Here is a 23,188-nt window from a genome sequence, read left to right as displayed (position 1 = left end):
TTCCCCCCGTCGTGCTGCGAGATGATGGGCCGTGCGGCCACAGGCTCCCGATCACGTCCCAGGACCACCCGTTCCAGGGAATTACACGCGTGTCGTTCCGCGTAGTCAAGCGGAAGAGTGCTAGTGCGAGCAGTTCTGGGCGGTATGTCCGGTTCCTCATGGGCGCCCGCACCTAGGCTGGGCGCGTGACAGCCGCCAGCCCCCGTACCGCCGCCTCCGTCGCCGATGTCCTGTCGGCCCTGCTCAGCGAGCCGGGGCGCCCCCGGCTCACCTGGTACGGCCCCGCCGGCGAGCGGATCGAGCTGTCCGGCGCGGTGCTCGACAACTGGGTGAGCAAGTCGACGAATCTCCTCGTCGAGGAGCTGGACGCCGGGCCCGGGACCCGCGTGCTGCTGGACCTCCCGCCGCACTGGCGCACGGTCGTGTGGGCGCTGGCCGCGTGGCGCACCGGGGCGACCGTCGCGGTGCTGGACGCCGACGACCGGGACGCGACCGCCGCCGACGTGGTCGTCACCGACCGCCCCGATGCCCTCGCGCTCCCCCGGCACGGCGTCGTCGCGGTGGCCCTGCCGGCGCTCGCCCGCGGGTTCGACGGGCCCCTGCCGGCGGGCGCCCTGGACGCCGCGCAGTCCGTGATGACCTACGGCGACGTGATCGGCTGGGTGCCCGCCGTCGAGCCCGCACGCGCCGCGCTCGACGTGGGCGCGACCGCGGTGCCGCACGCCGACCTCGTCGCGGCCGCCCGCGGCACGGCCCCCGTGGCCGCGGGCGACCGGGCGCTCCTGCCAGTCGGCGACGCCCGCACCGCGACGCCCGGCACGCTGCTCACCACGCTCGGCGTGCTCGCGGCGGGCGGGTCGGTCGTGCTGCTGCGCCCGCAGCCCGGCGACGCGCCCGACCGCGCCGACCGGATCGCCGCGACCGAGCGGGTCACGGCCCGGCTCTGAGCCACGGCAGCGCCCGCCCCGGCGGCTCTCACGGTCGGATCGCGGGTCGCACGGTCCCGTCCGGCTGGACCAGGCCGACCCAGACCTCGCTCCACGTGGTGTCCACGGTGCGCGGGACGCCGGTCAGCGTCCGGCCCAGGGTCGTCGACGCCGTCCCCCGACCGAGGTCGTCGGCGGCGTCGTCCACGGGTAGTCGGTCGCGTCGAAGCTGAGCGCCGCCACCGGCTCCCCGCCCCACGCGGCGCGGATCGCCGCCAGGTCCGCCGCGGTGGGCGGCTCGAGCACCTCGACCACCTCGACGTCGCAGACCACCCGGAGCGTCGCCAGGTACCGGAAGGGGCTCGAGTGGGTCCACACCACCCGGTCGACACCGAGGTCGTCCAGCGCGTCGCAGACCGCGTGCGCCTGCGTCGCCCGGCCGGACAGCTCGACCACGTCCGCGCCGGGGCGCCACGTCGTCAGGGGGAAGGCGACCACGGCCAGCGCCAGCACCGCGGCAGCGGCACGGCGCGCACCCGGGGACGCCCCCCGCGCTCCTCCCCCGGACGCCTCGCGCGCTCCCCCGGACGCCCCGCGCGCCACCACCGCTCCGCGCCCCCCGACCGACGCGCGCGGCCCCGCGAGCGCCGCCAGCGCGCACGCCGCCGCGATCAGCAGCCCCGGGAACGTCGCGGGCAGCAGCCGGCGCACCGCCCAGATCTGGTCCGGGGTGATGCTCACCCGCAGCAGCGGGAAGACCGCCGCCACGCCGACCACCGCCACCAGCAGGGTCGCCGCGGGGTCGCGGCGCGCCACGCCGCGTCGGGCCAGCACGGCGAGCCCCACGACGCCGAGCACCACCGCCGGGACGCCGAGGTACCAGGCGACCCAGGTGAGCGTCTGCTCGTCGTACGACCGCGCGGGGTCGAGCGGCTGCCCGGCAGCGGCCTGCAGCACCTGCACCGCGTAGCCGTACCCGGACGCCGGGTCCGTGAACCGGCCCTGCCACCACAGCGGCCGCGACGCGACCCCGGCGGCCACGACCAGCACGAGCGCGGCGGCCCCGGACCCCAGCGTGCGGCGGTGCGCGTGCACGGCCCGCCGCGGGCCCCGCCACCACCGCCCCGGCACGACGAGCGCCAGCACGGCCAGCACGAGCAGCGTCCCCGTGGCGGTCAGCAACGCCGTGAGCTGGGTCTGGTGCACCCGCACGTACTCGGGGCTGAGGCGCAGGACGTCGACCATCCCGAGGGCGACCAGCGCCGCGCCCGTGCCGGTCGCCGCGAGGGCCGCCCGCGTGGCTGCGCGCCGGTCGGCGGCCCCGAGCGGGCCGAGCGCCACCAGCAGGTAGCCCAGGGCCAGACCCACCACGGCGACGGCCCCGTCGATCCGCGCGGTGCCCACGGCACCGACCAGCGCGCCGACCAGCACGTGCGGCCCGACCCGGGCGACCCCCGCCGACGTCGGCACGAGCCGGGCCGACGTCGGCACGACCCGGGCCGACGTCGGCACGGCCCCGGGCGCTCGCGGCCCGCCGTGCCAGGCCCCGTGCGCCACCGCCAGGGCGCCGCACAGCAGGGCGACGGTCAGCGGCTCCGTGTACGCGGCGCGGGTGAACGTGAGGAACGGCAGGCTCAGGCCCAGCGCGACCGTCGGGACCAGCGCCCACCACGGCCCGGCGAACCGGCGGGCGGCCGCGAACACCGCGAGCAGGGCGACCACCCCGATCAGCAGGTTGCCCGCCAGCACCGCGCGCTCGCCGCCGACCCAGCCCTGCACCGCCAGCAACGAGGGCAGCATCGTGTTGCCCTGCGCGTAGAGCTGCCCGTCGTGCAGCCAGAACGCCTCGGTGCCGGCGGAGGCGGCGGGGACCGCGGCGTCCACGGCGGCCGCACCGCCGACCGGGACCAGCGCCGAGGGGTGGTCGGTGAGCCACAGCCCCCGCAGCGTCAGGAACCCGGGGTCGCGGTTCACCACGACGTACTGCGCGACCGAGGCGAGCCCGAGGCCCCACCACGCGGCGCACAGGACCAGCACCACCACGGTGGCGCCGACGTGACCGCGCGTCGCCCGCGGCGTGCGGGGCACCCACCGCCAGGTCACCGCCGCGAGCGCCACGGCGAGCGGGAGCACGACGACCGGGCGCAGCTGTCCGACGAGCACCGCGAGCACCTCGGCCACGCCCAGGCAGCCCAGCAGCACCGGCGCCCGGTCGGGGACGGCCAGGAGCGCGCGCGGCAGCAGGCGCGGGCGACGCTCCCGGTTCACGGCCGGCGGGGCGTCGACGGCAGCGACAGCACGGCGGTCTCGCGCGGGTACGGCAGCGACGGCACCCAGCCGCGGTAGCGCTCGACGACCAGGCCCGAGGTCGCGACCGCGGCGGCGTACCGGGGTCGCTGGCTGTCGTCGAGGAGCAGCAGACCGCCCGGCGCCAGCCGCCGGGCCGCCACCTCGACGCAGGCGGCGCGCGCCCGGCCGTCGACGACGACCAGGTCCACCTCGCCGCCCACCCGCTCCGCGGCGCGGACGTACGCGGCGTAGTCCAGCCCCTCCTCGCCCCGCTTGCCCGACGGCACGACCGGGTCGGGCGACCGGTCCGGCTCCACCTCCAGGACCTCCAGCCGGTCGGCGACCCCGGCGTCGCGCGCCAGCTCGCGCACGAGCGCGGCGAAGCCGACGTGGTGCTCCACGCTCGTCACGTGCGCGGCGCGCCGGGCCAGCCAGACCGAGGACGCACCCGATCCGTACTCCAGGACGCGCGCCGTGCCGCCGAGCGCGGCGAGGTGCGCGGCCACCCGGTCGGTCGCGCCGTACGTCCACCAGGGGACGTCCAGCGCCACCAGGTCGGCGGCGTCGTGGATCGCGAACAGCGAGCGCAGCTGTGCCGCCGCCCCGCGCGGCCGGGCCGCGCGACGCGCGTCGAGGGCGTCGAGCGCGCCGGTCGTCCGGGCGACCCGCCGGGCCGACCGCCAGAACCCCACGTAGGCGCTGCGGGCGAGCGAGGCGGGTCCGGGCACGGCGCGTCCTTCCGGGGAGGGTGCAGGGGTCGCGGTGCGACGCAGGCGAGCGTAGCGGCCACGACCCGCCGGGCCCCGGGTGCCGCTCAGGCGCCGGGGCGGCCGTCGTACTGCAGGTGCTTGATCCGCTCCAGCTGCTCCTCGAGCAGGACCCGGTTGGTGCGCAGCAGGTCCGACAGGACGCCGAGGGCGCCCGACAGCAGGCACGCCACAGCCATGATCGCCCCGAAGATCAGCGACTGGACGTTGCCCGCCTCGCCGTTCACCAGCCACAGCGCCAGGAACCGGACCATCGGCACCAGCGCCAGGACCCCGAACACCACCGCGAGCGTCGCGAACACGACGTACGGCTTGAACATCAGGTACGAGCGGACGATCGCCGACGCAGACCGGGCCATGTGGTGGAACACGCTGCGGAACAGCCGCGACTCCCGGGTCTTCGGGTGGGTGACCACGGGGATGCTGACGATCCGGAGCCGCTTGTGCCCGGCCTGGATGATCGTCTCCATCGCGTAGGAGAAGTCGGTGACCACGTTGATCCGCAGCAGGGCGGCGCGCGAGTACGCGCGGAAGCCGCTGGCCGCGTCGGGCAGCCGCGTGTCGGCGGCACCGTTCACGACGGCGCTGCCGAACCGCTGCATCCGCTTCTTGAACCAGGAGAACTCGGCGATCGTCGCCGTCTGGCGGTCGGCGATCACCACGTCGGCGACGCCCTCGAGGATCGGGCGCACGAGGTCGCCGATCCGGTCCTGCGGGTACTGGTCGTCGCCGTCGGTGTTCACGACCACGTCGGCGCCGTGCGCGAGCGCCCAGTCGACGCCGTCCCGGAACGAGCGCGCAAGGCCCATCGTGCGCGCGTGCCGCACGACGGTCGCGCCGTAGGCCCGCGCCACCTCGGCGGTCCGGTCGGTGGAGCCGTCGTCCACGACCACGACGGCGATCTCGTCGACCCCGTCGATGTGCGTGGGCACCGACGACAGCACGGCCGCCAGGGTCTGCTCCTCGTCGAGGCAGGGCACCTGCACGACGACCTTCATGCTCTGCTCACGCCTGTCCCACGCCCGCCCGTGCCGTCCGTATCCCGAGGTCGTCGGTAGCCTAGCCACCGGACCGGGGTGCGCCGCCGCCGCGCCGGTGACCGACGACTAACCGGAGACCACATGGCACGCGCACTCATCACGGGCATCACCGGCCAGGACGGCCTGTACCTCGCCGAGCTGCTGCTCGCGAAGGGGTACGAGGTCTACGGGCTGGTGCGCGGGCAGAACAACCCGAAGATCGCCCTGGTGCGCGAGGCCGTGCCGGACGTGCACGTGCTGACCGGCGACCTCACGGACACGCCCAGCCTGATGGCGGCGCTGGCGACGTCCCGGCCCGACGAGGTCTACAACCTCGGCGCGATCTCGTACGTGGCGTACTCGTGGCAGAACGCCCGGATCACGACCGACGTCACCGCGGCGGGCGTGCTGAACATGCTCGAGGCGGTGCGTCTGCACGCCGGGGACGACCCCGGCCGGGTGCGGTTCTACCAGGCGTCCTCCTCGGAGATGTTCGGCAAGGTCCAGGAGGTCCCGCAGCGCGAGACCACGCTGCTGTGGCCGCGGTCGCCGTACGGCGTCGCGAAGGTGTTCGGCCACTACATGACGATCAACTACCGCGAGTCCTACGGGATGCACGCGTCGTCGGGGATCCTGTTCAACCACGAGTCGCCGCGCCGCGGGCCCGAGTTCGTCACGCGCAAGGTGTCCCAGGCGGTCGCGCGGATCTCGCTGGGCCTGCAGGACGAGCTCGTGCTGGGGAACCTCGAGGCGCGCCGCGACTGGGGCTTCGCCGGCGACTACGTCGAGGCGATGTGGCGGATGCTGCAGCAGGACGAGCCGGACGACTACGTGGTCGCGACGGGGCAGACGCACTCGATCCGCGACCTGCTGGACGCGGCGTTCGGGCACGTCGGCATCGACGACTGGTCCGGCCTGGTCCGCACGGACGCCGAGTTCGTCCGCCCGGCGGAGGTGGACCTGCTCGTCGGCGACGCGTCCAAGGCGCACGAGCGGCTCGGCTGGCGGCCGACGGTCGACTTCCCCGCGCTCGTCGCGATGATGGTGGAGCACGACCTCGCGGAGCAGCGCGGGCGGGTGGCGTGACCGTCGCGCTGGTGACCGGCGCGACCGGGCAGGACGGGTCGTACCTGGTCGAGCGCCTGCTCGCGGAGGGCGTGGTGGTGCACGGCACCGTCCGCCCCGGGGACGAGGTGCCCGTCCGCGTCGGCTGGACCCCGCACGCGGTGGACCTGGCCGACCGGGACGGGCTGCGCGCGCTGGTGCTGCGGCTCGCCCCGGACGAGGTGTACAACCTCGGCGGCATCAGCTCGGTCGCGCGGTCCTGGGCGGAGCCGGAGGCGACTGCCGAGCTGTCCGGGCTGGCGCCGCTCGCGCTGCTCGACGCCGCGCTGGCGGTGCAGGACGCGTCGGGCCGGGCGGTGCGGGTCGTGCAGGCGTCCTCCGCCGAGATCTTCGGGCACCCCGACCGGGTCCCGCAGGACGAGTCGACGCCAGTGGCCCCCCGGAACCCCTACGGCGCGGCGAAGGCGTTCGCGCACCACCTCGCCGCGGTCTACCGCGAGCGCGGGCTGCACGTCGCGTCGTGCGTGCTGTTCAACCACGAGTCGCCGCGGCGGCCGGAGACGTTCGTGACCCGCAAGATCACGCGCGGCGCCGCCCGGATCGCGCGGGGGCTGGACGACCGCCTGGTCCTGGGCAACCTCGCCGCGCGCCGGGACTGGGGCTGGGCGCCGGACTACGTGGACGCGATGGTCCGTGCCGCCCGGCACGACGGCGCCGGCGACTGGGTGGTCGCGACCGGGCAGGCGCACGCGGTCGAGGACTTCGTGCGTGCCGCGTTCGCGCGCGCGGGGATCGACGACTGGGAGCGGTACGTCCACGTCGACACCGGGCTGCTGCGTCCGGGCGACGCGCCGGAGCTCGTCGGCGACCCCGGCCGCGCCGAGCGGGAAGCTCGGCTGGACCCGCACGCACGACTTCGAGGCGCTGGTCGGCGCGATGGTCGACCACGACCTCGCGGTCGCGGGCGGGGCCGCCTGACCCGCGTCGACCCGGGTCAGGGCACGTCGGCCTGGATCAGCCGCGACCGGCCCTCGACCTGCAGCGCCCCGTCCGAGGCCGGCACGAAGGCCGCCTCACCACGCTGGAGCGTGAGCGTCGCGCCGGAGGCACCCCGGACGGTCGCGGCGCCGTCGAGGCACAGCAGGACGCGGGGCCCGCGGCCGGGCAGCGGGTGCAGGCCGTCGTCCTCGACGGTCGTGATCGACAGCTCGAAGTCGTCGACGGGCGCGTAGTAGACGCGGGTGGCGCCGTGGAACCGCTCGGGGGCGATCCGGATCGGCGGGGCGGCCACGTAGTCGACGTTGCGCAGCAGCTCGGCGACGTCCACGTGCTTGGGGGTGAGCCCGGCGCGCAGCACGTTGTCCGACGACGCCATGATCTCCACGCCGACCCCGCTGAGGTACGCGTGCACCCCGCCCGCGGGGACGAACAGCGCCTCGCCCGGGTGCAGGGTCACGGGGTTCAGCAGCAGCGACGTGACGATGCCCGGGTCGCCGGGGTACGCCTCGGCGAGGCGGACCACGGTGCGGTCGGCGCGCGGTGACGGCGACCCGTGCGCGAGCCGCGCCGCGCACGCCGCCACGACCTCCTCCACCGCCTCCGGGCCGGGCCGGGTGCCGGGCTGGAGCAGGCAGGTGAACGCGGCCTCGATGCCGCGCGCGTCCGGTTGGGCCGCGAGCTCGTCGTGCAGCTCCTTGGCCAGGGGAGCGTCGAGGCCCGCCAGGAAGCTCCGCCGCCCGGCGCGGGGCGCGGAACCCGCTGACCGCCTCGAACCGCGTCAGCGCGTACACGAGCTCCGGCTTGTGGTTGCGGTCGCGGTAGGAGCGGTGCGGCGCGTCCAGCGGCACGCCGGCGGCCTCCTCGCGGTCGAACCCCTCGCGCGCGGCCTCGATGTTCGGGTGCACCTGCAGGGACAGCGGGCGGTCGGCCGCGATGATCTTCAGCAGGTAGGGCAGCGTGGGGCCGAACCGGGCGACGACGTCGTCCCCGAGCAGGCGCCGGGAGTCCTCGGCGATCGCCGCCGCGAGCGTGCCGGACGGGGCCGCGCGGTCGTGGCCCGCCGGGTCCGGCACGATCCGGGAGGGCCCGGCGTGGTGGGCGCCGAACCACGCCTCGGCGACGGGTCCGCCGGTCGCCGGCGTGCCCAGCAGGTCGGGGATCGCGGACGGCGACCCCCAGGCGTAGTGCAGCTCGGCACTCGAGATCCGGATCATCACGCTCCCCTCGGCTTGGAATGGGGACAGATTGGCACATATCGGACAGGGTCCGGGGCCCTGTCACCCGTCCGGCCCGCAGGTTCACCCACGATTCCACACCCCGGGTGGCGATCCCGGCCCGGCTGTGGCAGGCGCGACGCGTGTCGCGCGGGACGCGCGCGGCCGCGAGATGGTCCCCTAGGCGCACCGAGACACACGAATGGGGGCGCTCGCATGGCGCAACACTGGGGCAGGGCCGGCACGGTCCTGGCACTCACGGGCGGGCTGGTCGCCCCGATGGCGGTCGTCGCGACCGCCGACACCACCACCACCGCCACCGCGCCGGAGGTCTCCGTCCAGGAGCTCGACCTCGGGGGCGTCGTCGCCGCCGAGGTGGCCGCCCTGCCCGACGAGGCGCCGCTGCCCGCCGAGGAGCTCGACTCGACCGAGTCCGTCCTGCCCGACGCGCAGGTGACCGGTGCGTCCGCGGACGTCGGCGCCGTGTTCCGGACCGCGGCCGTCACGACCGACGACGCCGCCGACGACGCCGCCGCGCCGGGCGCGACCGCAGCGCCTGCCGAGCCCACCGAGCCCGCAGCCCCCGCGCAGCCCGACGCGACCACCGACCCCGAGCCCGCACCGAGCGCGTCCGCGCCCGCGGCCGGGCCGACCGCCGGCCCGACCGCCGGGCCGACCGCGGAGCCCACCGCCGAGCCGACGCCGGAGGCCACCGAGGCCCCCGCCCCGGACGTGCTGACCCGCGAGCTGGACACCGACCCCTTCTCCGTCCTGGGCATCACCTGGGACGCCGACCCCGGGCTCGAGGGCGTCGTCGTCCGGTACCGCTACCGGACGGCCGGCGAGTGGACCGACTGGGAGGCGGCCGGCGCCTCCGACATCGCCCCCGACGGGAACAGCCGGACCGACGCGACCGGCACCCGCGGCGCCACCGACCCGATCGTGGCGGTCGACGCCGACGGCCTGCAGATCTGGGCCGAGGCCGACGCCGGGACCGTCCGCGGCCTCAAGGCCGTGCTGATCGACCCGGGCGAGGACCCCGCGCCCGTGGTGGCCGACGTCCGTCCGAGCGCCGCCACCGCCGCCGCGACCGGTACCGCGACGGTGACCTCGGCGGTCCTGCGCACCGGGGACGGGACCGCGACCGGGTCCGCCGCCCGGCCTGCCGCCGCCTACCCCGGCCCGGCGATCATCTCGCGGGCCGCGTGGGGCGCGGACGAGTCGCTGCGCACCTGCCAGTCCGACGTCACCACGGAGATGGTCTCCGCCGCCGTGCACCACACCGCGTCGTCCAACTCCTACGCCGCCGCCGACGTCCCGGGCCTGCTGCGCGGCTTCTACGCCTACCACACGCGTCCCGAGGCCTCCGGCGGCCGCGGCTGGTGCGACATCGGCTACAACATGCTGGTCGACAAGTTCGGCCGCGTCTTCGAGGGGCGCGCGGGGTCCATCGACCAGGCGGTCGTGGGCGTGCACACGGGCGGGTTCAACAGCCGCACCTTCGGCGTCTCCGCCATCGGCGAGTACGGCAGCGCCGCGGCGCCCGCCGCGATGCTCGAGGCCATCTCCCAGACGATCGCCTGGAAGTTCTCCCAGCTGCGCGTCCGGGGCAACGCCTCGGTCTCGATGGTGTCCGGCGGGGGTGCGACGAAGTTCCCCGCGGGCACCGTCGTGACGTTCCCGACCATCTACGCCCACCGCGACGCGAACCTGACGTCGTGCCCCGGGCAGAACCTCTACAACGCGCTCCCCGACATCCGCGCCCGCGTGGCGCAGCTGGTCGACGCGGGCGTGGTCGCGTCCCCGTTCGGCAGCTGGGACGGCATGTCCGTCAGCGGCTCGACCGTGAACCTGCGCGGATGGGCGCACGACCCCGACACCCGGGGCTCGATCTACGTGGCCGCGTTCGTCAACGGCGTCCGCACCGAGGCGCTCGCCAACGTGGCGCGTCCCGACGTGCAGGCGGCGTACCCGGGCACGGCGGGGCCGAACCAGGGCTTCCAGCTCGCGGTGCCGCTCGCCGGCGGCCGGAACGTGATCTGCCTGTGGGCGTACAACGCCGCAGGGGCCGGCTACGACACGTCGCTCGGCTGCCGGACCGCCTCGGTCTCCAACCAGGCGGCGACCGGACAGCTCGAGGCCGCCGCGGGCCGGGACGGCCGGATCACCGTGTCCGGCTGGGCCCTCGACCGGGACACGACGGGCCCCGTCGGGGTCGCCGTCTACGTCGACGGCCGCGGCTTCTGGACGACCACGCAGGTGGCGCGCCCGGACGTGGCGCGCCTCGTGCCCGGCGCCGGCCCGAACCAGGGCTTCTCGCTCACGGTGCCCGCCGCCAGCGGCGTCCGACAGGTCTGCGCCACGGCGGTCAACACCCCGGCCGGGCCCAACACCTCGCTCGGGTGCCGGACCGTCGCGCTCGACGCGAACCCGCCCACGGGCAACTTCGAGTCCGCCGTCGGCGCGCAGGGCGACATCACCGTGTCCGGCTGGGCGTTCGACGCGGACACGACCGCGCCGGTCGGCCTCGCGGTGTACGTCAACGGCCGCGGCTACTGGACGACCACCCAGACCGCCCGGCCCGACGTCGCGCGCTCCGTCCCGGGCGCCGGACCGAACCAGGGCTTCACGCTCCGGGTGCCCGGGCAGCTCGACGTCGACAACCAGGTGTGCATCACGGCCGTCAACGCGCCGGCCGGGCCGAACACCTCGCTCGGCTGCCGCACGGTGCGGATCGTCGTGCCGGAGCCCATCGGCAACCTGGAGCAGGTCACCGCGTCGGCGGGCTCCGTGCAGGTCGTCGGGTGGGCGCACGACCCGTTCGTCGCCGGGCGGGTCACGATGACCGTGCTCGTCGACGGCCGCGGCTACCTCACCACCACGGGCGTCGCGCGCCCCGACGTGGCGGCGGCGGTCCCGGGCGCCGGGCCCGACAAGGGCTTCCGGTTCAGCGCCCCGGTCGCCCCCGGTCGTCACGAGGTGTGCGTCGCGGCGAACTCGAACGGGCCGGGCCGCGCCCACTGGCTCGGCTGCCGCACGGTCACGTCCTGAACCGTGCCGCACCTCGCGCGTGCGTTTCCTGCGGACGCGCGAGGTGCGGCACACTGGCCCCCATGCGTGGAATCATCCTGGCCGGCGGCTCGGGCACCCGACTGCACCCGATCACCCTCGGCGTCAGCAAGCAGCTGGTCCCCGTCTACGACAAGCCGATGATCTACTACCCGCTGTCGACGCTGATCCTGGCGGGCATCCGGGACATCCTCATCATCACCACCCCGCACGACGCCGACCAGTTCCGGCGCCTGCTCGGGGACGGGTCGCAGTTCGGCGTCTCGATCCAGTACACGGTGCAGGCCGAGCCCAACGGGCTCGCGCAGGCGTTCGTGCTCGGCGCGGACTTCGTCGGCAACGAGTCCGCCTCGCTCGTGCTGGGCGACAACATCTTCTACGGCCCCGGCCTGGGCTCGACCCTGACCCGGTTCGACGGCATCGACGGCGGCGCCGTCTTCGCGTACCGCGTGGCCGACCCGACGAGCTACGGCGTCGTGGAGTTCGACGACGACGGCCGGGCGCTGTCGCTCGAGGAGAAGCCCGCGAAGCCGCGGTCCTCGTACGCCGTGCCGGGGATCTACTTCTACGACAACGACGTCGTGGCCATCGCCCGGGACCTCAAGCCGTCCGCCCGCGGCGAGTACGAGATCACCGACGTCAACCGCGAGTACCTCGCGCAGGGCCGGCTCCAGGTGGAGGTCCTGCCGCGCGGCACGGCGTGGCTCGACACCGGCACCTTCGACTCGCTCATCGAGGCGTCCGACTACGTCCGGACGATCGAGCACCGCCAGGGCCTGAAGATCGGCGCCCCGGAGGAGGTCGCGTGGCGACGCGGGTTCCTCAGCGACGACGAGCTGCGGGTGCGTGGCGAGGCCCTGGTGAAGTCCGGCTACGGCGCCTACCTGCTCGGGCTGCTCGAGAGCGGCGAGAAGTGACCGCGGACCTCCCCCGCGTCCCGGTCAACGACCTCGGACGCGCCCTGACGGCGGAGTCCGCGGAGCTCACCGCCGCCCTGTCCCGGGTCCTGGCGTCCGGCTGGCTCGTGCACGGCCCCGAGCACGCGGCGTTCGAGGCCGAGCTCGCGGCCTACCTCGGGACCGACCGGGTCCTCGGGGTCGCCTCGGGCACCGACGCGCTCGAGATCGCGCTGCGCGCGGTCACCGACCCGGCCCGACCCGTGGTGGTCACGGCCGCGAACTGCGGTGGCTACACGACCACCGCGGCGCGCCGGGCCGGCCTCACCCCCCGCTACGCCGACGTCGACCCGCAGACGCACCTGCTCACGGCCGCCACGGTCGAGGCGGTCCTGGACGACCGGGTCGGCACCGTCGTCGTCACGCACCTCTACGGGCGTGCGGCCGACGTCGCCCCCCTGCGGGCGCTGTGCGCCGAGCGCGGCATCCGCCTGCTCGAGGACTGCGCGCAGTCCGCGGGCGCCCGCACCGCGCAGGGCGCGGCCGGGTCGCTGGGCGACGTCGCGACGTTCTCCTTCTACCCGACGAAGAACCTGGGGGCGGTCGGCGACGGCGGTGCGATCGCGACGTCCGACCCGGAGGTCGCCGAGCGGGTCGCCCGGCTGCGCCAGTACGGCTGGTCCGGCAAGTACCTGATCGCGCAGGACGGCGGCCGCAACTCCCGGCTCGACGAGCTGCAGGCGGCCGTGCTGCGCACCCGCCTGGTCCGGCTCGACGCGGGCAACGCCCGCCGGCGCGAGATCATCGGCCACTACGCGGCGCGCGCCTCCGACCGCCTGCACGTGCTGCCCGCCGACGGCCCCGGGCACGTCGGGCACCTCGCCGTGCTGACCACCGAGCACCGGGACGCGCTGCGCGAGCACCTCACCGCGCTCGGCATCGGGCACGACGTGCACTACCCGACGCCGGACCACCGCCAGCCCGCGTTCGCGGCGGAGCACGCCGGGACCTCGCTGCCCGTCACCGAGCGCCTCGCGACGCAGGTGCTGTCCGTCCCCTGCTTCCCGGAGCTGTCGGACGCCGAGGTCGCACGCGTGGGAGACGCTCTTGCCCGCTTCTGATCCCGGGACGATCACCTACTCGGTCGTCATCCCCGTCTACGGCAACCAGGACACCCTCGCGGAGGTCGTCCGACGGCTGGCCGAGGTCGCCGCGGGCCTGGACGCACCGCTCGAGGCGGTGTTCGTGGTCGACGGGTCCCCCGACGGCTCCCAGGTGCTGCTCGAGCGCCTGCTGCCGGACGCGCCGATCCCGACGCAGCTGCTGGTGCACTCGCGGAACTTCGGGTCGTTCCCCGCGATCCGCACCGGCCTCGCCGCGGCACGGGGCGAGTACGTCGGCGTGATGGCCGCGGACCTGCAGGAGCCCCCGGAGCTGATGGCCGCGTTCTTCGCCGCGCTCGCCTCGGGCGAGACCGACGTGGTCGTGGGGCGACGCGAGTCGCGTGACGACCCGGCGATGACGTCCCTGCTGTCCCGGACGTTCTGGTCGCTGTACCGGCGGACGATCAACCCGCAGATCCCCCCGGGCGGGGTGGACGTCTTCGGCTGCACGCGGACGGTCGCCCAGCGCCTGCTCGCCCTCGAGGAGTCGCACTCGAGCCTCGTGGGACTGCTCTACTGGCTGGGCTACCGCCGCACCGAGGTGCCGTACAGCCGGGTCGCGCGCACGACGGGCAAGTCCGGGTGGACCCTGCGCAAGCGGGTGCGGTACCTGCTGGACTCGGTGTTCGCGTTCACCGACATCCCGATCAGCGCGCTGACCACGGTGGGCGTGCTCGGGACCGCGGTCACCACGGTCGTCGGCCTGGTGGTGCTCGTGTCCTGGCTGACCGGGTCCATCACCGAGGTCGGCTACACCCCGCTCATGCTCGTCGTCCTGTTCTCCACGTTCGTGCTGCTCGCCGGGCTCGGCGTGATCGGGTCCTACGTGTGGCGCACGTACGAGAACAGCAAGGCGCGGCCGACCTCGGTCGCCATGTCGCACCGGGTGTACGGCGACGATGCCTGAGCAGCCCCGCTCGCTGGTCGCCGCCGCGTGGCGGTTCGCCGCGGCCGGGCTCGCGAACACCGCCGCGACCGGGATCGCGCTGACGCTGCTGGCGATGGTCATCGACCCGACGATGGCCTACGTGATCGTGTTCCTCAGCGGGATCGCGCTCTCGACGTACCTGGCCCACCGGTTCGTCTACGGTGTACCGCTGGGACGTGCGGGCACGATCGCCTACGTCCTGATGTACCTCCTGGTGTTCCTCGTCGGGCTCGGCGTCATCGAGCTGATGCAGGACGCCGGGCTGCCGGGGGGCTCGAGCGGGCTCGTCGTGCTGGCGACCGCGCCGCTGACGTTCGTCGGCGGCCGGATCATCACGCGCGTGCTGCACGACCGGCGCACCACCACGACCGATCGGAGCAGCTCGTGAACCACTTCGTCCACCCGCAGGCGCTCTGCGAGAGCGAGACCGTCGGCGAGGGCACCCGCGTCTGGGCGTTCGCGCACGTCCTGCCCGGGGCGCGCATCGGCGCCGACGGCAACATCTGCGACCACGTGTTCATCGAGAACGACGTGGTGCTCGGCGACCGGGTCACCATCAAGTGCGGCGTCCAGCTGTGGGACGGCACGCGCGTCGGCGACGACGTGTTCATCGGCCCGAACGCCTCGTTCGCGAACGACCGGTTCCCGCGCTCGAAGCAGTACCCCGACGAGTTCCTCATGACGACGATCGGCGACGGCGCCTCGATCGGGTCCGGGGCGGTCGTCCTGCCCGGCATCCGGATCGGTCGCGGCGCGATGGTCGGCGCCGGCGCCGTCGTCACCCGCGACGTCCCCGCCAACGCGGTGGTCGTCGGCAACCCCGCGCGGATCACCGGGTACACCGGCACCGAGGCGTCGCCCCGGCCCGCGGCGGCGGCCCCGTCGTCCGAGGAGCCGACCGACGACCCGCTGCTGCACCCCGTCACCGTGGCGCGCGACCTGCGCGGCTCGCTCGCGGCCGTCGAGTTCGAGTCCGCGCTGCCGTTCGTGCCCCGCCGCTTCTTCGCGGTGCTCGACGTCCCCTCCCGCGACGTGCGCGGGGAGCACGCCCACAAGGCCTGCGAGCAGTTCCTCGTCGCCCTGCGCGGCTCGGTCACCTGCGTCGTCGACGACGGCCGCACCCGCCGCACCGTCGTGCTCGACCGTCCCGAGATCGGCCTGCACATGCCCGCGATGACGTGGGGCACGCAGTACCGCTACTCCGAGGACGCCGTGCTCGGCGTCTTCGCCTCGCTGCCGTACGACTCGGACGACTACATCCGCGAGTACGACGCGTTCCTCGCCCTCGTGGCCGAGCAGGACGCGGCGGCGGCCGGGCGGTGACCGCCGCGGGCACGACGGCCCCGGAGCAGCCCGCCGGCGCCCGGGACCGTGCGGCCCGCGGGTTCCGGGTCGGCCCGCGCGTGCGCGCGCTCGCGCAGGAGTCGGCCGTGGTCGTCGTCCTGCTGGCGCTGCCCCAGCTGCTGGTGCTGCTCGGGTACTACCGCGGGGACATCAGCCCGCAGTTCGACTTCCTCGGCTCCTACAGCACCGAGGCGTTCGCCTGGTGGCGGGACGGCGGGTTCTTCGACCCGCCGCAGTGGATGCCCTACACCTGGGGCGGCTACCCGAGCGGCACGGCCCTGCAGAGCTCGGCCTGGTACCTCCCGGTCGGGATCGCGGCGGAGCTCACCGACTACTCGGTGCGGGTCGCGGCGGTCGTCCAGGCGCTGCACGTCGTGCTCGGCGCCCTCGGCATGTACGTGCTCGCCCGGCGGATGCGGCTCGGTCGCGTGGCGGCGTCGCTCGGCCTCGTCGCGTGGTCGTTCGCCCCCGGGTTCTTCGCCAACGCGCAGCACGTCGACATCGTCCGCGGCTACGCCTGGGTGCCGTGGGTGCTCCTGGTGCTGTCGCCCGCCTGGCCCTGGCGCCGCTGGTGGTCCGTGCCGGTGGCGGCGCTGCTGCTCTGGCAGGTGCTGATCGGCATCTACCCCGGCATGGTCGTGGCCTTCGTCTACGTCGGCCTGGCCTGGGTGATCGCGCACCAGGTGTGGCTGCGCCCGCGGCCGACGGCCTACCTGGTCCCGCTGGCCGCCACCGTCCTGCTCGCCGGGATGATGGCGTGCCTGAAGTTCCTGCCGGCCCTCGCGGTCCGGGACGCCGTCGAGCCGGCGGGCCCCGACGCCTCCGTGTTCGGCCTCGGCATCCTCGGCACGGTGTTCTTCCCCTACGACGGCGAGAACCTGCCGACGGACATGTCGCTGCGGTCCTACTTCCTGCCCGCCGCGTGCGTCGTCCTGCTCGCCCTCGTCCCGTGGCGCGACCGCCGGACCCGCCCCGCGCTCGTGACGGCGCTCGCGTGCCTGGTGGTGTCGCTGCCGCTGTGGCCCTGGTTCCGCCTGCTGGGCGAGCTCCCGGGCTTCGACCTGAGCCGGTTCCGGTTCAGCGACTACCGGCCGGTGCTGCTCGCCTGCCTGGTCCTGCTGGCCCTGTGGGGGCTGTCGGACACGCTGCGCCGGGACGCCCTGGCGCGCCGGTCCGGCGAGGTCGCGACGCTGTCGTGGCGACGCTGGCCCGTGCTCGTCACCCTCGGCGCCGTGCTGGCGTTCGCGGCCGCGGTGGGCCAGGTCGCCGGGTTCACCGCGCCCCGGTGGTCGACCCCGTGGACGATCCTGCTCGCCTCGGCCGTCGTGGTCGCCGGGCTCGCGGCGGTCGGCAGCCCACGCTGGCGCGTCGCCGCACCGGACGGCCGGGTCCTCGCGGCGGTGCTCGTGGCGCTGACGCTGCTCTCGGGGACCGACTGGGCGTTCTCCACCACCCGGCCGTGGCGCGCGGAGCGCGTCGTCGCGGAGGTCGAGACCTGGGGCACCACCTCCGACGCGCTGATCGCCCAGCGGGCCGACCCCGGGACCGCCGCGGCCAGCGCGGTCCTGCCCGGCGAGCGCCGCCCGGCCCGCACCGCGCTCACCGACGACCCGGTCCCGGTCGTGGAGTACCAGAAGCGCTGGAACACGTCGTACTACACCGGGCTCGCGTCGGTCGGCGGCTACTCCAACCTCAAGGGCAACGCCGCGTTCGAGGCCGCGATGCGCGCCTTCCAGGACCCGGCGACCACCGTCGACGCCCGTGCGCTCTACACCGCGCCCGGATTCGTCGTCGCGAGCGACGGGGGCCTGCCGCCGCTCGAGGTGATGGACGCCTGCGCCACGTCGACCGCCTGCGGCCGGGACCTGACCGTCGAGGCCGCGGGCTACCGGCCGGGCGAGCTCCGCTACCGGGTCGCGGGGTCCGGCGGCACGGTCCTGCTCAACGAGGCGTACTACCGCGGGTGGCAGGTGCAGGCCTGCACCGACGGCGGGACCTGCTCGGACGTGCCGGTGCGGATGGGCCCCGCCGGCGTCATCGAGGCCGAGCTGCCCGCGGGCGACCTCACCCTGACCGCGCGGTACGTGACGCCGGGGCTGACGAGCGCGTGGCTGCTGTTCTGGGCGGGGCTCGCCGGCTCGGCGCTCTGGGCGGTCGGCGCGGCGCTGCTCGGCCGCCGCCGACGTCGCCAGGCGGACGCCGCGCCCGGCGCTCCGGCGCCCGGCGCTCCGGAGTCCGGCGTCGACGCTCCGGCGTCCGGTGCCGGAGACGGACCCCGCGCGGACGCCGCGTGGCGCCGCTGACGGGCTCGCCGGTGCGGCACGCGCGTCCCGGGCGGTCCGCGGGCGCCGGCGGCCGGGCCGGGTGGCCGCTGCTCGCCCGCGCGCTGCCGGCCCTCGCCGCGGCGGCGGCCCTGGTCGGCGTGCTGCACCGCTACGGCACCCCGCCGCTGCTGGCCGTGACCTACCTCCTCGCCTGGGCCGTCCTGGTGGCGCTGCCCGGGACCCTGCTCTGGCGGGCCGCGCGCACCCGCTCGGCGTCGCTCGTCGAGGACCTCGCCGTGGGCTCCGCGCTCGGGCTCGCGCTGCAGGTGCTCGTGGTGTGGGCGGCCGGCCCGGCCCGTCTGGGGCTGTGGCCCTCGCTCGCCTGGCCCGCCCTGGTCGTGGTCGCGTCGCTGCACCCGAGGCTGAGGGCCGTCTGGACCCGGCGGGCCGGTCGCCCGTGGCGGACCGGGCACCTGTGGTGGCTCGCCGGTGCCGCCGGCGCCGCCGCGCTGTGGGTCGGGTCGACCTCGTTCGCGCGGAACATCCTGCGCCCCACCGGCGGCGGCGGGCTCGACGCGGGCGCGGTCCCGCTGACGTCCTACGTCGACATGACGTACCACCAGAGCCTCACCGCCGGCGTGCGCTCGTTCTGGCCGCTCGTGTACCCGTACCTCTACGACGAGCGGCTCGACTACCACTTCTTCGCCTACGAGCACCTCGCCGTCATGGCGCAGGCGACCGGGATCGACCTGACGTGGGTGCTGTACCGGCTCGCGGTGCTGCCGTCCGTCGTGCTGGGCGTCGTGCTGGTGGCCGTCCTCGCGGTCCGCGCGTCCCGTCGTGCCGCGGCCGGGCCCGTGGCCGCGGTCCTCGCGGTCCTCGCGTCCTCCGCCGCGCCGTGGGGGCTGGTGCCCGACCCGCTGTTCTCGCCGGGCCTGCTGACGTTCGCGACGTTCCGCTCCCCCACCCAGACCTTCGGGTCCTGCCTCTTCCTCGCCGCGCTCGTCGTCGGCGTGGCCGCCGTGCGGTCCCGGGACCGCCGCGACCGGACCGGGCTGCTGCTCGTCGCGGTGCCGGTGCTGGTCGTGGCGGGCGGCGCGAAGTCGACGCTGCTCCCGGTCCTGGTCTGCGGGTTCCTGCTCGCCGCGGTGGCCGGTCTCCGGCGCCGCGGGCACCCCGCCTGGCGGACCGCCGCGGTCCTCGCCGGGGCGTCCGTGGCCGCGTTCGTCCTCGTCGCGCTGCTGGTGATCGGCACGAGCACCGAGCGGGTGGAGGTGCGCCCCCTCGCGCTCCTGGACTCGGTCCCCCTCGCACGGCTGCTCGCGCCGGAGCCGGGCGGCGCGACCACGCTGCTGCTGCTCGCCGCCGCGCTGGTGGTCTGGCTCGCTCCCCCGGTCGCCGCGCTCGCCGCGCTGCGGCGCCGACCCGGGTACCTCGAGCCGGGCCTGCTCGTCCTGGTGGGGTGCGTCGTCGCGGGGGTGTCCGGGGCGCTGCTGACCCGCGCCAACGGCGTGAGCCAGGTGTACTTCCTGTACGGCGCCTGGCCGGTCGTCGCGGTGCTGCTCGCGTGGGGGCTCGTCGAGAGCGCCCGCCGGTCGCGCCTGCACCCCGCGGTCGTGGCCCTCGCGGGGGCCGCCGGGGTCGTCGGCACGCTGCTCGTCCGCGCGGGCAGCGCCACGCCGCCCGTCGAGCCGCCCGCGGGCGCCGTCGCGACGGCCGAGGTGCTGCTTCCCCCGGCGGGCCTGCTCGTCGTGGGCCTGCTGGCCGTCGCGGCGGTGCTCACGGGGGTCAGCGCCCGCGCCCGGGCGTCCGCCGGCACTGCGGCCGTGGCGGGCGCGCTCGTGCTCGGGCTCCTCGTCGGGGCCGCCTGCGCGACCCGCGCGGACGAGGTGGGCGGCGCGGTGCTCGACCTGCCCGGGCCCGTCCCGTGGCAGGGCGAGGGCGTCGTCGTCGCGCCCGACCTGGCGGACGCGGCGCGCGTCGTCCGGGACGGTTCCGCCGTGGACGACGTGGTCGCCACGAACGTGCACTGCTTCGGCGTGCCCGAGGCGTGCGACGCGCGGCAGTTCACCGTCGCCGCGCTGAGCGAGCGGCGCGTCCTGGTCGAGGGCTGGGCGTACCCGGACGGCCGGGACCCGGACCGCGAGTGGAGCCGGACCAACCCGTTCTGGGACGAGCAGCGGTTCGCCGAGAACGAGGTGGTGTTCACGGCGCCGACCCGGCAGGCGGTCGACCACCTCGCGTCCGCCTACGGCGTCCGGTGGCTCGTCGTGGACCGCACCGTCGCCCCGGAGCACCCCGACCTGGCGCGCTACGCCCACCTCGTGTGGGAACGGCCCGGCGCGGCGGTGTACCGCGTCGGGGGCTGACCGCCGCTCACCTGCTCCAGCAGGTCCACGGGCCGTACGCGAAGCCGGGCTCCCAGTCGGCGAACACCTCCGCGGTGAACGCGTCCGACCAGGCGACGCACGCGGCGGTGACGTCGAGGTCGTCGAGGGCCCGGGTCACCCGCACGGTGTTCTCGGCGACCCGGAGCGTGGGGTCCCCGTCGGCCACCGCCTGCAGGAGCACCCGCTGGTCCACCCGCGACCCGGGGACCGCGTCCAGCGAGCGGACGTAGTCCATCCGCGTGCCGACGGGCCGCAAGCTCGGACGTGAGCACGGCCGTCATCATGGAGACCCAGTTCGCCGCGAGGTACCGGCCCTCCGGGTGCTGGTCGACGACCCAGCGCGCCGCCGCGAGGTCGGACTGGTCGCGCACCTTCCAGGTGCCGGGGCGGCCGAGGCTCGCGCCGTTCTCCGCCGACCACAGCGGCTGCGCCACCACGAGCACGGCGGCGACGGCGAGCGCGACCGCGGGGACCACCGGCAGGCCGCGGCGTCCGGGCAGGCTCGCGACGAGCCCCACGACAGCCGGCACCGGCAGCACCCACGCGATGCGGTAGGCGATGGCGTCCCCGCCGGTGAGCGCGGTGAGCACCCCGTAGAGCGGCGGGACGGTGCACGCGAACCCGGCCAGCAGCGCGAGGGCCAGACCCACCTGCGCGGACCTGTCCACCGCCGCGCACCACCGCGGGACGAGCACGCCGGCGACCACCACCAGGCCGGCGACGGCGACCAGCACCCAGACCGTCGGTGCGTCCCCCAGCACCCGGGTCCAGAGCCACTCGGCCGCCCGGCCGGTCTCGTTGCGGGCACCGGCGGGCGACAGCACGGTCATCACCCCGGCGACGAGCGGCCCGGCGCTCGCCGCGACCACGACCAGCCCCGCCTCGACCCAGCGCCGCGCCACGAGGAGACCGAGACCGGTCACGCCCGCGACCAGCGGGACCAGGAACACCGCCGTGGACGACGCGCCGACCCCCGCGAGCCCCGCGCCGAGGAGCACCGCGGCCGCCCGCACGAGGTCGGCGCGCGGGACCCGGGGCCCGGTGGCCCGCCACCGCGTCGCGACCACCGCGTACAGGTAGGGCACCAGCACGGCCAGGAGCACGACCTTGCCCTGCCAGATCCGCGCGAGGTGCAGGTTCCCCCAGGTCGAGTGCGCGTAGCCGCCGAGCACCAGGAACAGCAGCGCCAGGAGCAGCGACGCGACCGGGCGCCGGGCCCCCCAGGCCCGGTACAGCACCCACAGCGCCCACACCGCGGCGAACGCCGCGAGCGGGACCGCGTAGCGGTAGACCACGTCGCCCGTCGGCAGCCCCGTGACCCGCGCGAGCGCGCCGTGCAGCGCCTCGACCGAGCTCACGTTCGGCTCGGAGCCGAACGTCGCGGGCCACCCGACCTCCCCGAACACGAAGTCGCCGCGCGGCAGCCGGCCGTGGTCCGCGATCCAGGTGGCCCGGGCCACGAACGACGCGTCGTCCCCGTCCGGGCGGGAGACCGCGGAGGCCAGCAGCGCCGTCGCGGCGGCGGTGGCGAGCGCGGCCCACGTCGTCAGGCGCCCCGCCTCGGGCAACCCGACCAGCCAGGGGCGCCGGACCCGCCACCACGCCGTCGCGGCGACGGCGACGGCCCAGCCGCCCAGCGCCGGCACGAGGGGCAGGCCCGCGAGGACTCCCCAGTACAGCAGCGTCCAGATCCCGAGCGCGGCGACCGCCACGTCGAGGCAGCCGTCGACGAACCGGCCGGCGCGCGCGGTCGCGGGGACCGGCGCCGGGGCCTGCGGGGTCACGCCCGCGGTCCCGGTCCCGCCGGGGGCACCTCGTCCGGGGGCCGCAGCTCCGTCGCGACCTCGTCCAGCGCGAGGCGCCGGGCGAGCTGGGTGATCTGCCCCTCCAGGTCACGGAACCTGCGGTAGCTCGTGACCATGTAGCCGAGGAACACGACGATCAGCCCGTACAGGAGCAGGTCCGTGCCGCGGCCCACGCCGACCACCTCGGCCGCCGCGTTCCAGGCGTCGGGGAACAGCACCGACAGCACGGCCAGCGCCGCGAACGCGATGACCGCGACGCGCCGGACCGCGAGGTGCCGGGCGCCCGCGGGCGCGCGCAGGCTGAGCACCACGACGACGGCGATGGCGGCGAGCAGCAGTCCCTTGATCAGCATCGGCTCACCGGTACAGCTGCTCGGTGACGATGTTGACGGCGTTGAGCACGGACTGGCCCTTCGAGCGCGAGTAGTCGGAGTACAGGATGTGCACGGGGTGCTCGACCCAGCGCAGGCCCGAGCGTCCGATCTGGTCGATGATCTCGGAGGCGTGCGCCATCCGGTTCTGCCGGATCCGGATGGTCGCGAGCGCGGTGGCGTTCAGCGCGCGCAGGCCGTTGTGCGTGTCGGTGAGCCGGACCCCGGTGGTGAGGTTCGAGTACTGCACCGCGGCCTTGAGCACGAGCCGCTTCAGGCCGCCGGTGCGGGTGCGGCCGTCGAGGAACCGCGAGCCGAGCACCACGTCCGCCTCGTCGCGGCGCAGCCGCTCCACCATCGCGAGGGCGTCCTCGGTGCGGTGCTGCCCGTCGGAGTCGAACGTCACGACGTAGCGGGCACCGAGGCGGCGGGCGGCGTCGAAGCCGGTCTGCAGCGCCGCGCCCTGGCCGAGGTTGAGCGGGTGCTCGACGACGATCGCGCCGGCGCGCCGCGCGATGGCGGCGGAGTCGTCGGAGCTGCCGTCGTCCACGACCACGATCCGCGGGAAGACGGCCAGCGCGTCGGAGACGACGTCGCCGACGACGGCCCCCTCGTTGAAGAGTGGGACCACCAGGCAGGTGTCGGTGCTGTCCGTCACCGGTGTGCGCTCCTGAGCCTC

The 23,188-nt window shown here is 75.7% G+C and carries 17 protein-coding genes and 2 pseudogenes; 11 read left to right on the top strand and 8 right to left on the bottom strand.

Going from position 1 to position 23,188, the window contains the following annotated elements:
* Positions 1 to 185 precede the first annotated feature (185 nt).
* Positions 186 to 947 carry a TIGR03089 family protein gene (locus AC1VL8_RS10400; protein ID WP_483075125.1) on the top strand — a complete coding sequence of 254 codons (762 nt, stop codon included), beginning with the start codon at positions 186 to 188 and terminating at the stop codon, positions 945 to 947.
* 123 nt (positions 948 to 1,070) lie between these two features.
* On the opposite strand, the gene AC1VL8_RS10395 is transcribed toward AC1VL8_RS10400, so the two are convergent.
* The 3 genes from AC1VL8_RS10395 to AC1VL8_RS10385 form a co-directional block, all read right to left on the bottom strand.
* Positions 1,071 to 3,194, bottom strand: coding sequence for a hypothetical protein (locus AC1VL8_RS10395; protein ID WP_483075124.1), 2,124 nt, complete (start codon positions 3,192 to 3,194; stop codon positions 1,071 to 1,073).
* On the bottom strand, positions 3,191 to 3,943 hold the full coding sequence (locus AC1VL8_RS10390) for a class I SAM-dependent methyltransferase (RefSeq protein ID WP_483075123.1): 753 nt from the start codon (positions 3,941 to 3,943) through the stop codon (positions 3,191 to 3,193). Before AC1VL8_RS10390 ends, AC1VL8_RS10395 begins: the two co-directional genes overlap by 4 nt.
* Before the next feature lie 86 nt (positions 3,944 to 4,029).
* On the bottom strand, positions 4,030 to 4,980 hold the full coding sequence (locus tag AC1VL8_RS10385) for a glycosyltransferase family 2 protein (RefSeq protein WP_483075122.1): 951 nt from the start codon (positions 4,978 to 4,980) through the stop codon (positions 4,030 to 4,032).
* A gap of 123 nt (positions 4,981 to 5,103) precedes the next feature.
* On the opposite strand from AC1VL8_RS10385, the gene AC1VL8_RS10380 reads away from it, so the two are divergent.
* Both AC1VL8_RS10380 and AC1VL8_RS10375 read left to right on the top strand, forming a co-directional pair.
* On the top strand, positions 5,104 to 6,087 hold the full coding sequence (locus tag AC1VL8_RS10380; protein ID WP_483075121.1) for a GDP-mannose 4,6-dehydratase: 984 nt from the start codon (positions 5,104 to 5,106) through the stop codon (positions 6,085 to 6,087).
* Positions 6,084 to 6,896 (top strand): annotated as a pseudogene (locus tag AC1VL8_RS10375) (GDP-mannose 4,6-dehydratase); the annotation flags it as partial. The gene AC1VL8_RS10380 and the pseudogene AC1VL8_RS10375, both read left to right, overlap by 4 nt.
* Positions 6,897 to 7,060: 164 nt before the next feature.
* Here AC1VL8_RS10375 and AC1VL8_RS10370 read toward each other — a convergent pair.
* On the bottom strand, positions 7,061 to 7,660 hold the full coding sequence (locus AC1VL8_RS10370; RefSeq protein WP_483075120.1) for a hypothetical protein: 600 nt from the start codon (positions 7,658 to 7,660) through the stop codon (positions 7,061 to 7,063).
* Between the two features lie 214 nt (positions 7,661 to 7,874).
* A pseudogene (locus AC1VL8_RS10365) lies at positions 7,875 to 8,279 on the bottom strand (type I phosphomannose isomerase catalytic subunit); the annotation flags it as partial.
* A gap of 216 nt (positions 8,280 to 8,495) precedes the next feature.
* Here AC1VL8_RS10365 and AC1VL8_RS10360 point away from each other — a divergent pair.
* From AC1VL8_RS10360 to AC1VL8_RS10325, 8 genes are all read left to right on the top strand, one after another.
* Positions 8,496 to 11,330, top strand: coding sequence for an N-acetylmuramoyl-L-alanine amidase (locus tag AC1VL8_RS10360; protein ID WP_483075119.1), 2,835 nt, complete (start codon positions 8,496 to 8,498; stop codon positions 11,328 to 11,330).
* Between the two features lie 62 nt (positions 11,331 to 11,392).
* On the top strand, positions 11,393 to 12,265 hold the full coding sequence (gene rfbA / locus AC1VL8_RS10355) for a glucose-1-phosphate thymidylyltransferase RfbA (RefSeq protein ID WP_483075118.1): 873 nt from the start codon (positions 11,393 to 11,395) through the stop codon (positions 12,263 to 12,265).
* On the top strand, positions 12,262 to 13,365 hold the full coding sequence (locus AC1VL8_RS10350) for a DegT/DnrJ/EryC1/StrS family aminotransferase (RefSeq protein WP_483075117.1): 1,104 nt from the start codon (positions 12,262 to 12,264) through the stop codon (positions 13,363 to 13,365). The genes rfbA and AC1VL8_RS10350 overlap by 4 nt, the downstream gene beginning before the upstream one ends.
* Positions 13,352 to 14,314, top strand: coding sequence for a glycosyltransferase family 2 protein (locus AC1VL8_RS10345; protein ID WP_483075116.1), 963 nt, complete (start codon positions 13,352 to 13,354; stop codon positions 14,312 to 14,314). The genes AC1VL8_RS10350 and AC1VL8_RS10345 overlap by 14 nt, the downstream gene beginning before the upstream one ends.
* A complete protein-coding gene (locus AC1VL8_RS10340) occupies positions 14,307 to 14,723 on the top strand; it encodes a hypothetical protein (RefSeq protein ID WP_483075115.1) in 417 nt (138 codons plus the stop codon). The genes AC1VL8_RS10345 and AC1VL8_RS10340 overlap by 8 nt, the downstream gene beginning before the upstream one ends.
* Positions 14,720 to 15,658 carry a WxcM-like domain-containing protein gene (locus tag AC1VL8_RS10335; RefSeq protein WP_483075114.1) on the top strand — a complete coding sequence of 313 codons (939 nt, stop codon included), beginning with the start codon at positions 14,720 to 14,722 and terminating at the stop codon, positions 15,656 to 15,658. The genes AC1VL8_RS10340 and AC1VL8_RS10335 overlap by 4 nt, the downstream gene beginning before the upstream one ends.
* Positions 15,655 to 17,982 (top strand): hypothetical protein, encoded by a 2,328-nt coding sequence (locus AC1VL8_RS10330; protein ID WP_483075113.1) that lies wholly within the window; start codon positions 15,655 to 15,657, stop codon positions 17,980 to 17,982. The genes AC1VL8_RS10335 and AC1VL8_RS10330 overlap by 4 nt, the downstream gene beginning before the upstream one ends.
* Entirely contained in the window at positions 17,970 to 20,312 is a 2,343-nt protein-coding gene (locus AC1VL8_RS10325; protein WP_483075112.1) for a hypothetical protein, read from the top strand. The genes AC1VL8_RS10330 and AC1VL8_RS10325 overlap by 13 nt, the downstream gene beginning before the upstream one ends.
* Here AC1VL8_RS10325 and AC1VL8_RS10320 read toward each other — a convergent pair.
* From AC1VL8_RS10320 to AC1VL8_RS10310, 3 genes are read right to left on the bottom strand one after another with little or no spacing between them, the layout of a single operon-like run.
* Positions 20,255 to 22,117, bottom strand: a complete 1,863-nt coding sequence (locus AC1VL8_RS10320) for a DUF6077 domain-containing protein (protein WP_483075111.1) — start codon at positions 22,115 to 22,117, stop codon at positions 20,255 to 20,257. The two genes, AC1VL8_RS10325 and AC1VL8_RS10320, sit on opposite strands and share 58 nt — an antisense overlap.
* Positions 22,114 to 22,491, bottom strand: a complete 378-nt coding sequence (locus AC1VL8_RS10315; RefSeq protein WP_483075110.1) for a DUF2304 family protein — start codon at positions 22,489 to 22,491, stop codon at positions 22,114 to 22,116. Before AC1VL8_RS10315 ends, AC1VL8_RS10320 begins: the two co-directional genes overlap by 4 nt.
* A 4-nt stretch (positions 22,492 to 22,495) precedes the next feature.
* Positions 22,496 to 23,167: a glycosyltransferase family 2 protein gene (locus AC1VL8_RS10310; RefSeq protein WP_483075109.1), complete on the bottom strand. Its 672-nt coding sequence runs from the start codon at positions 23,165 to 23,167 to the stop codon at positions 22,496 to 22,498.
* Positions 23,168 to 23,188 lie beyond the last annotated feature (21 nt).

It is taken from the genome of Cellulomonas sp. KU4C, assembly GCF_056868065.1.
The sequence above is the reverse complement of the archived record's forward strand: the minus strand, read 5'-3'. Positions and strand labels throughout refer to the sequence as shown.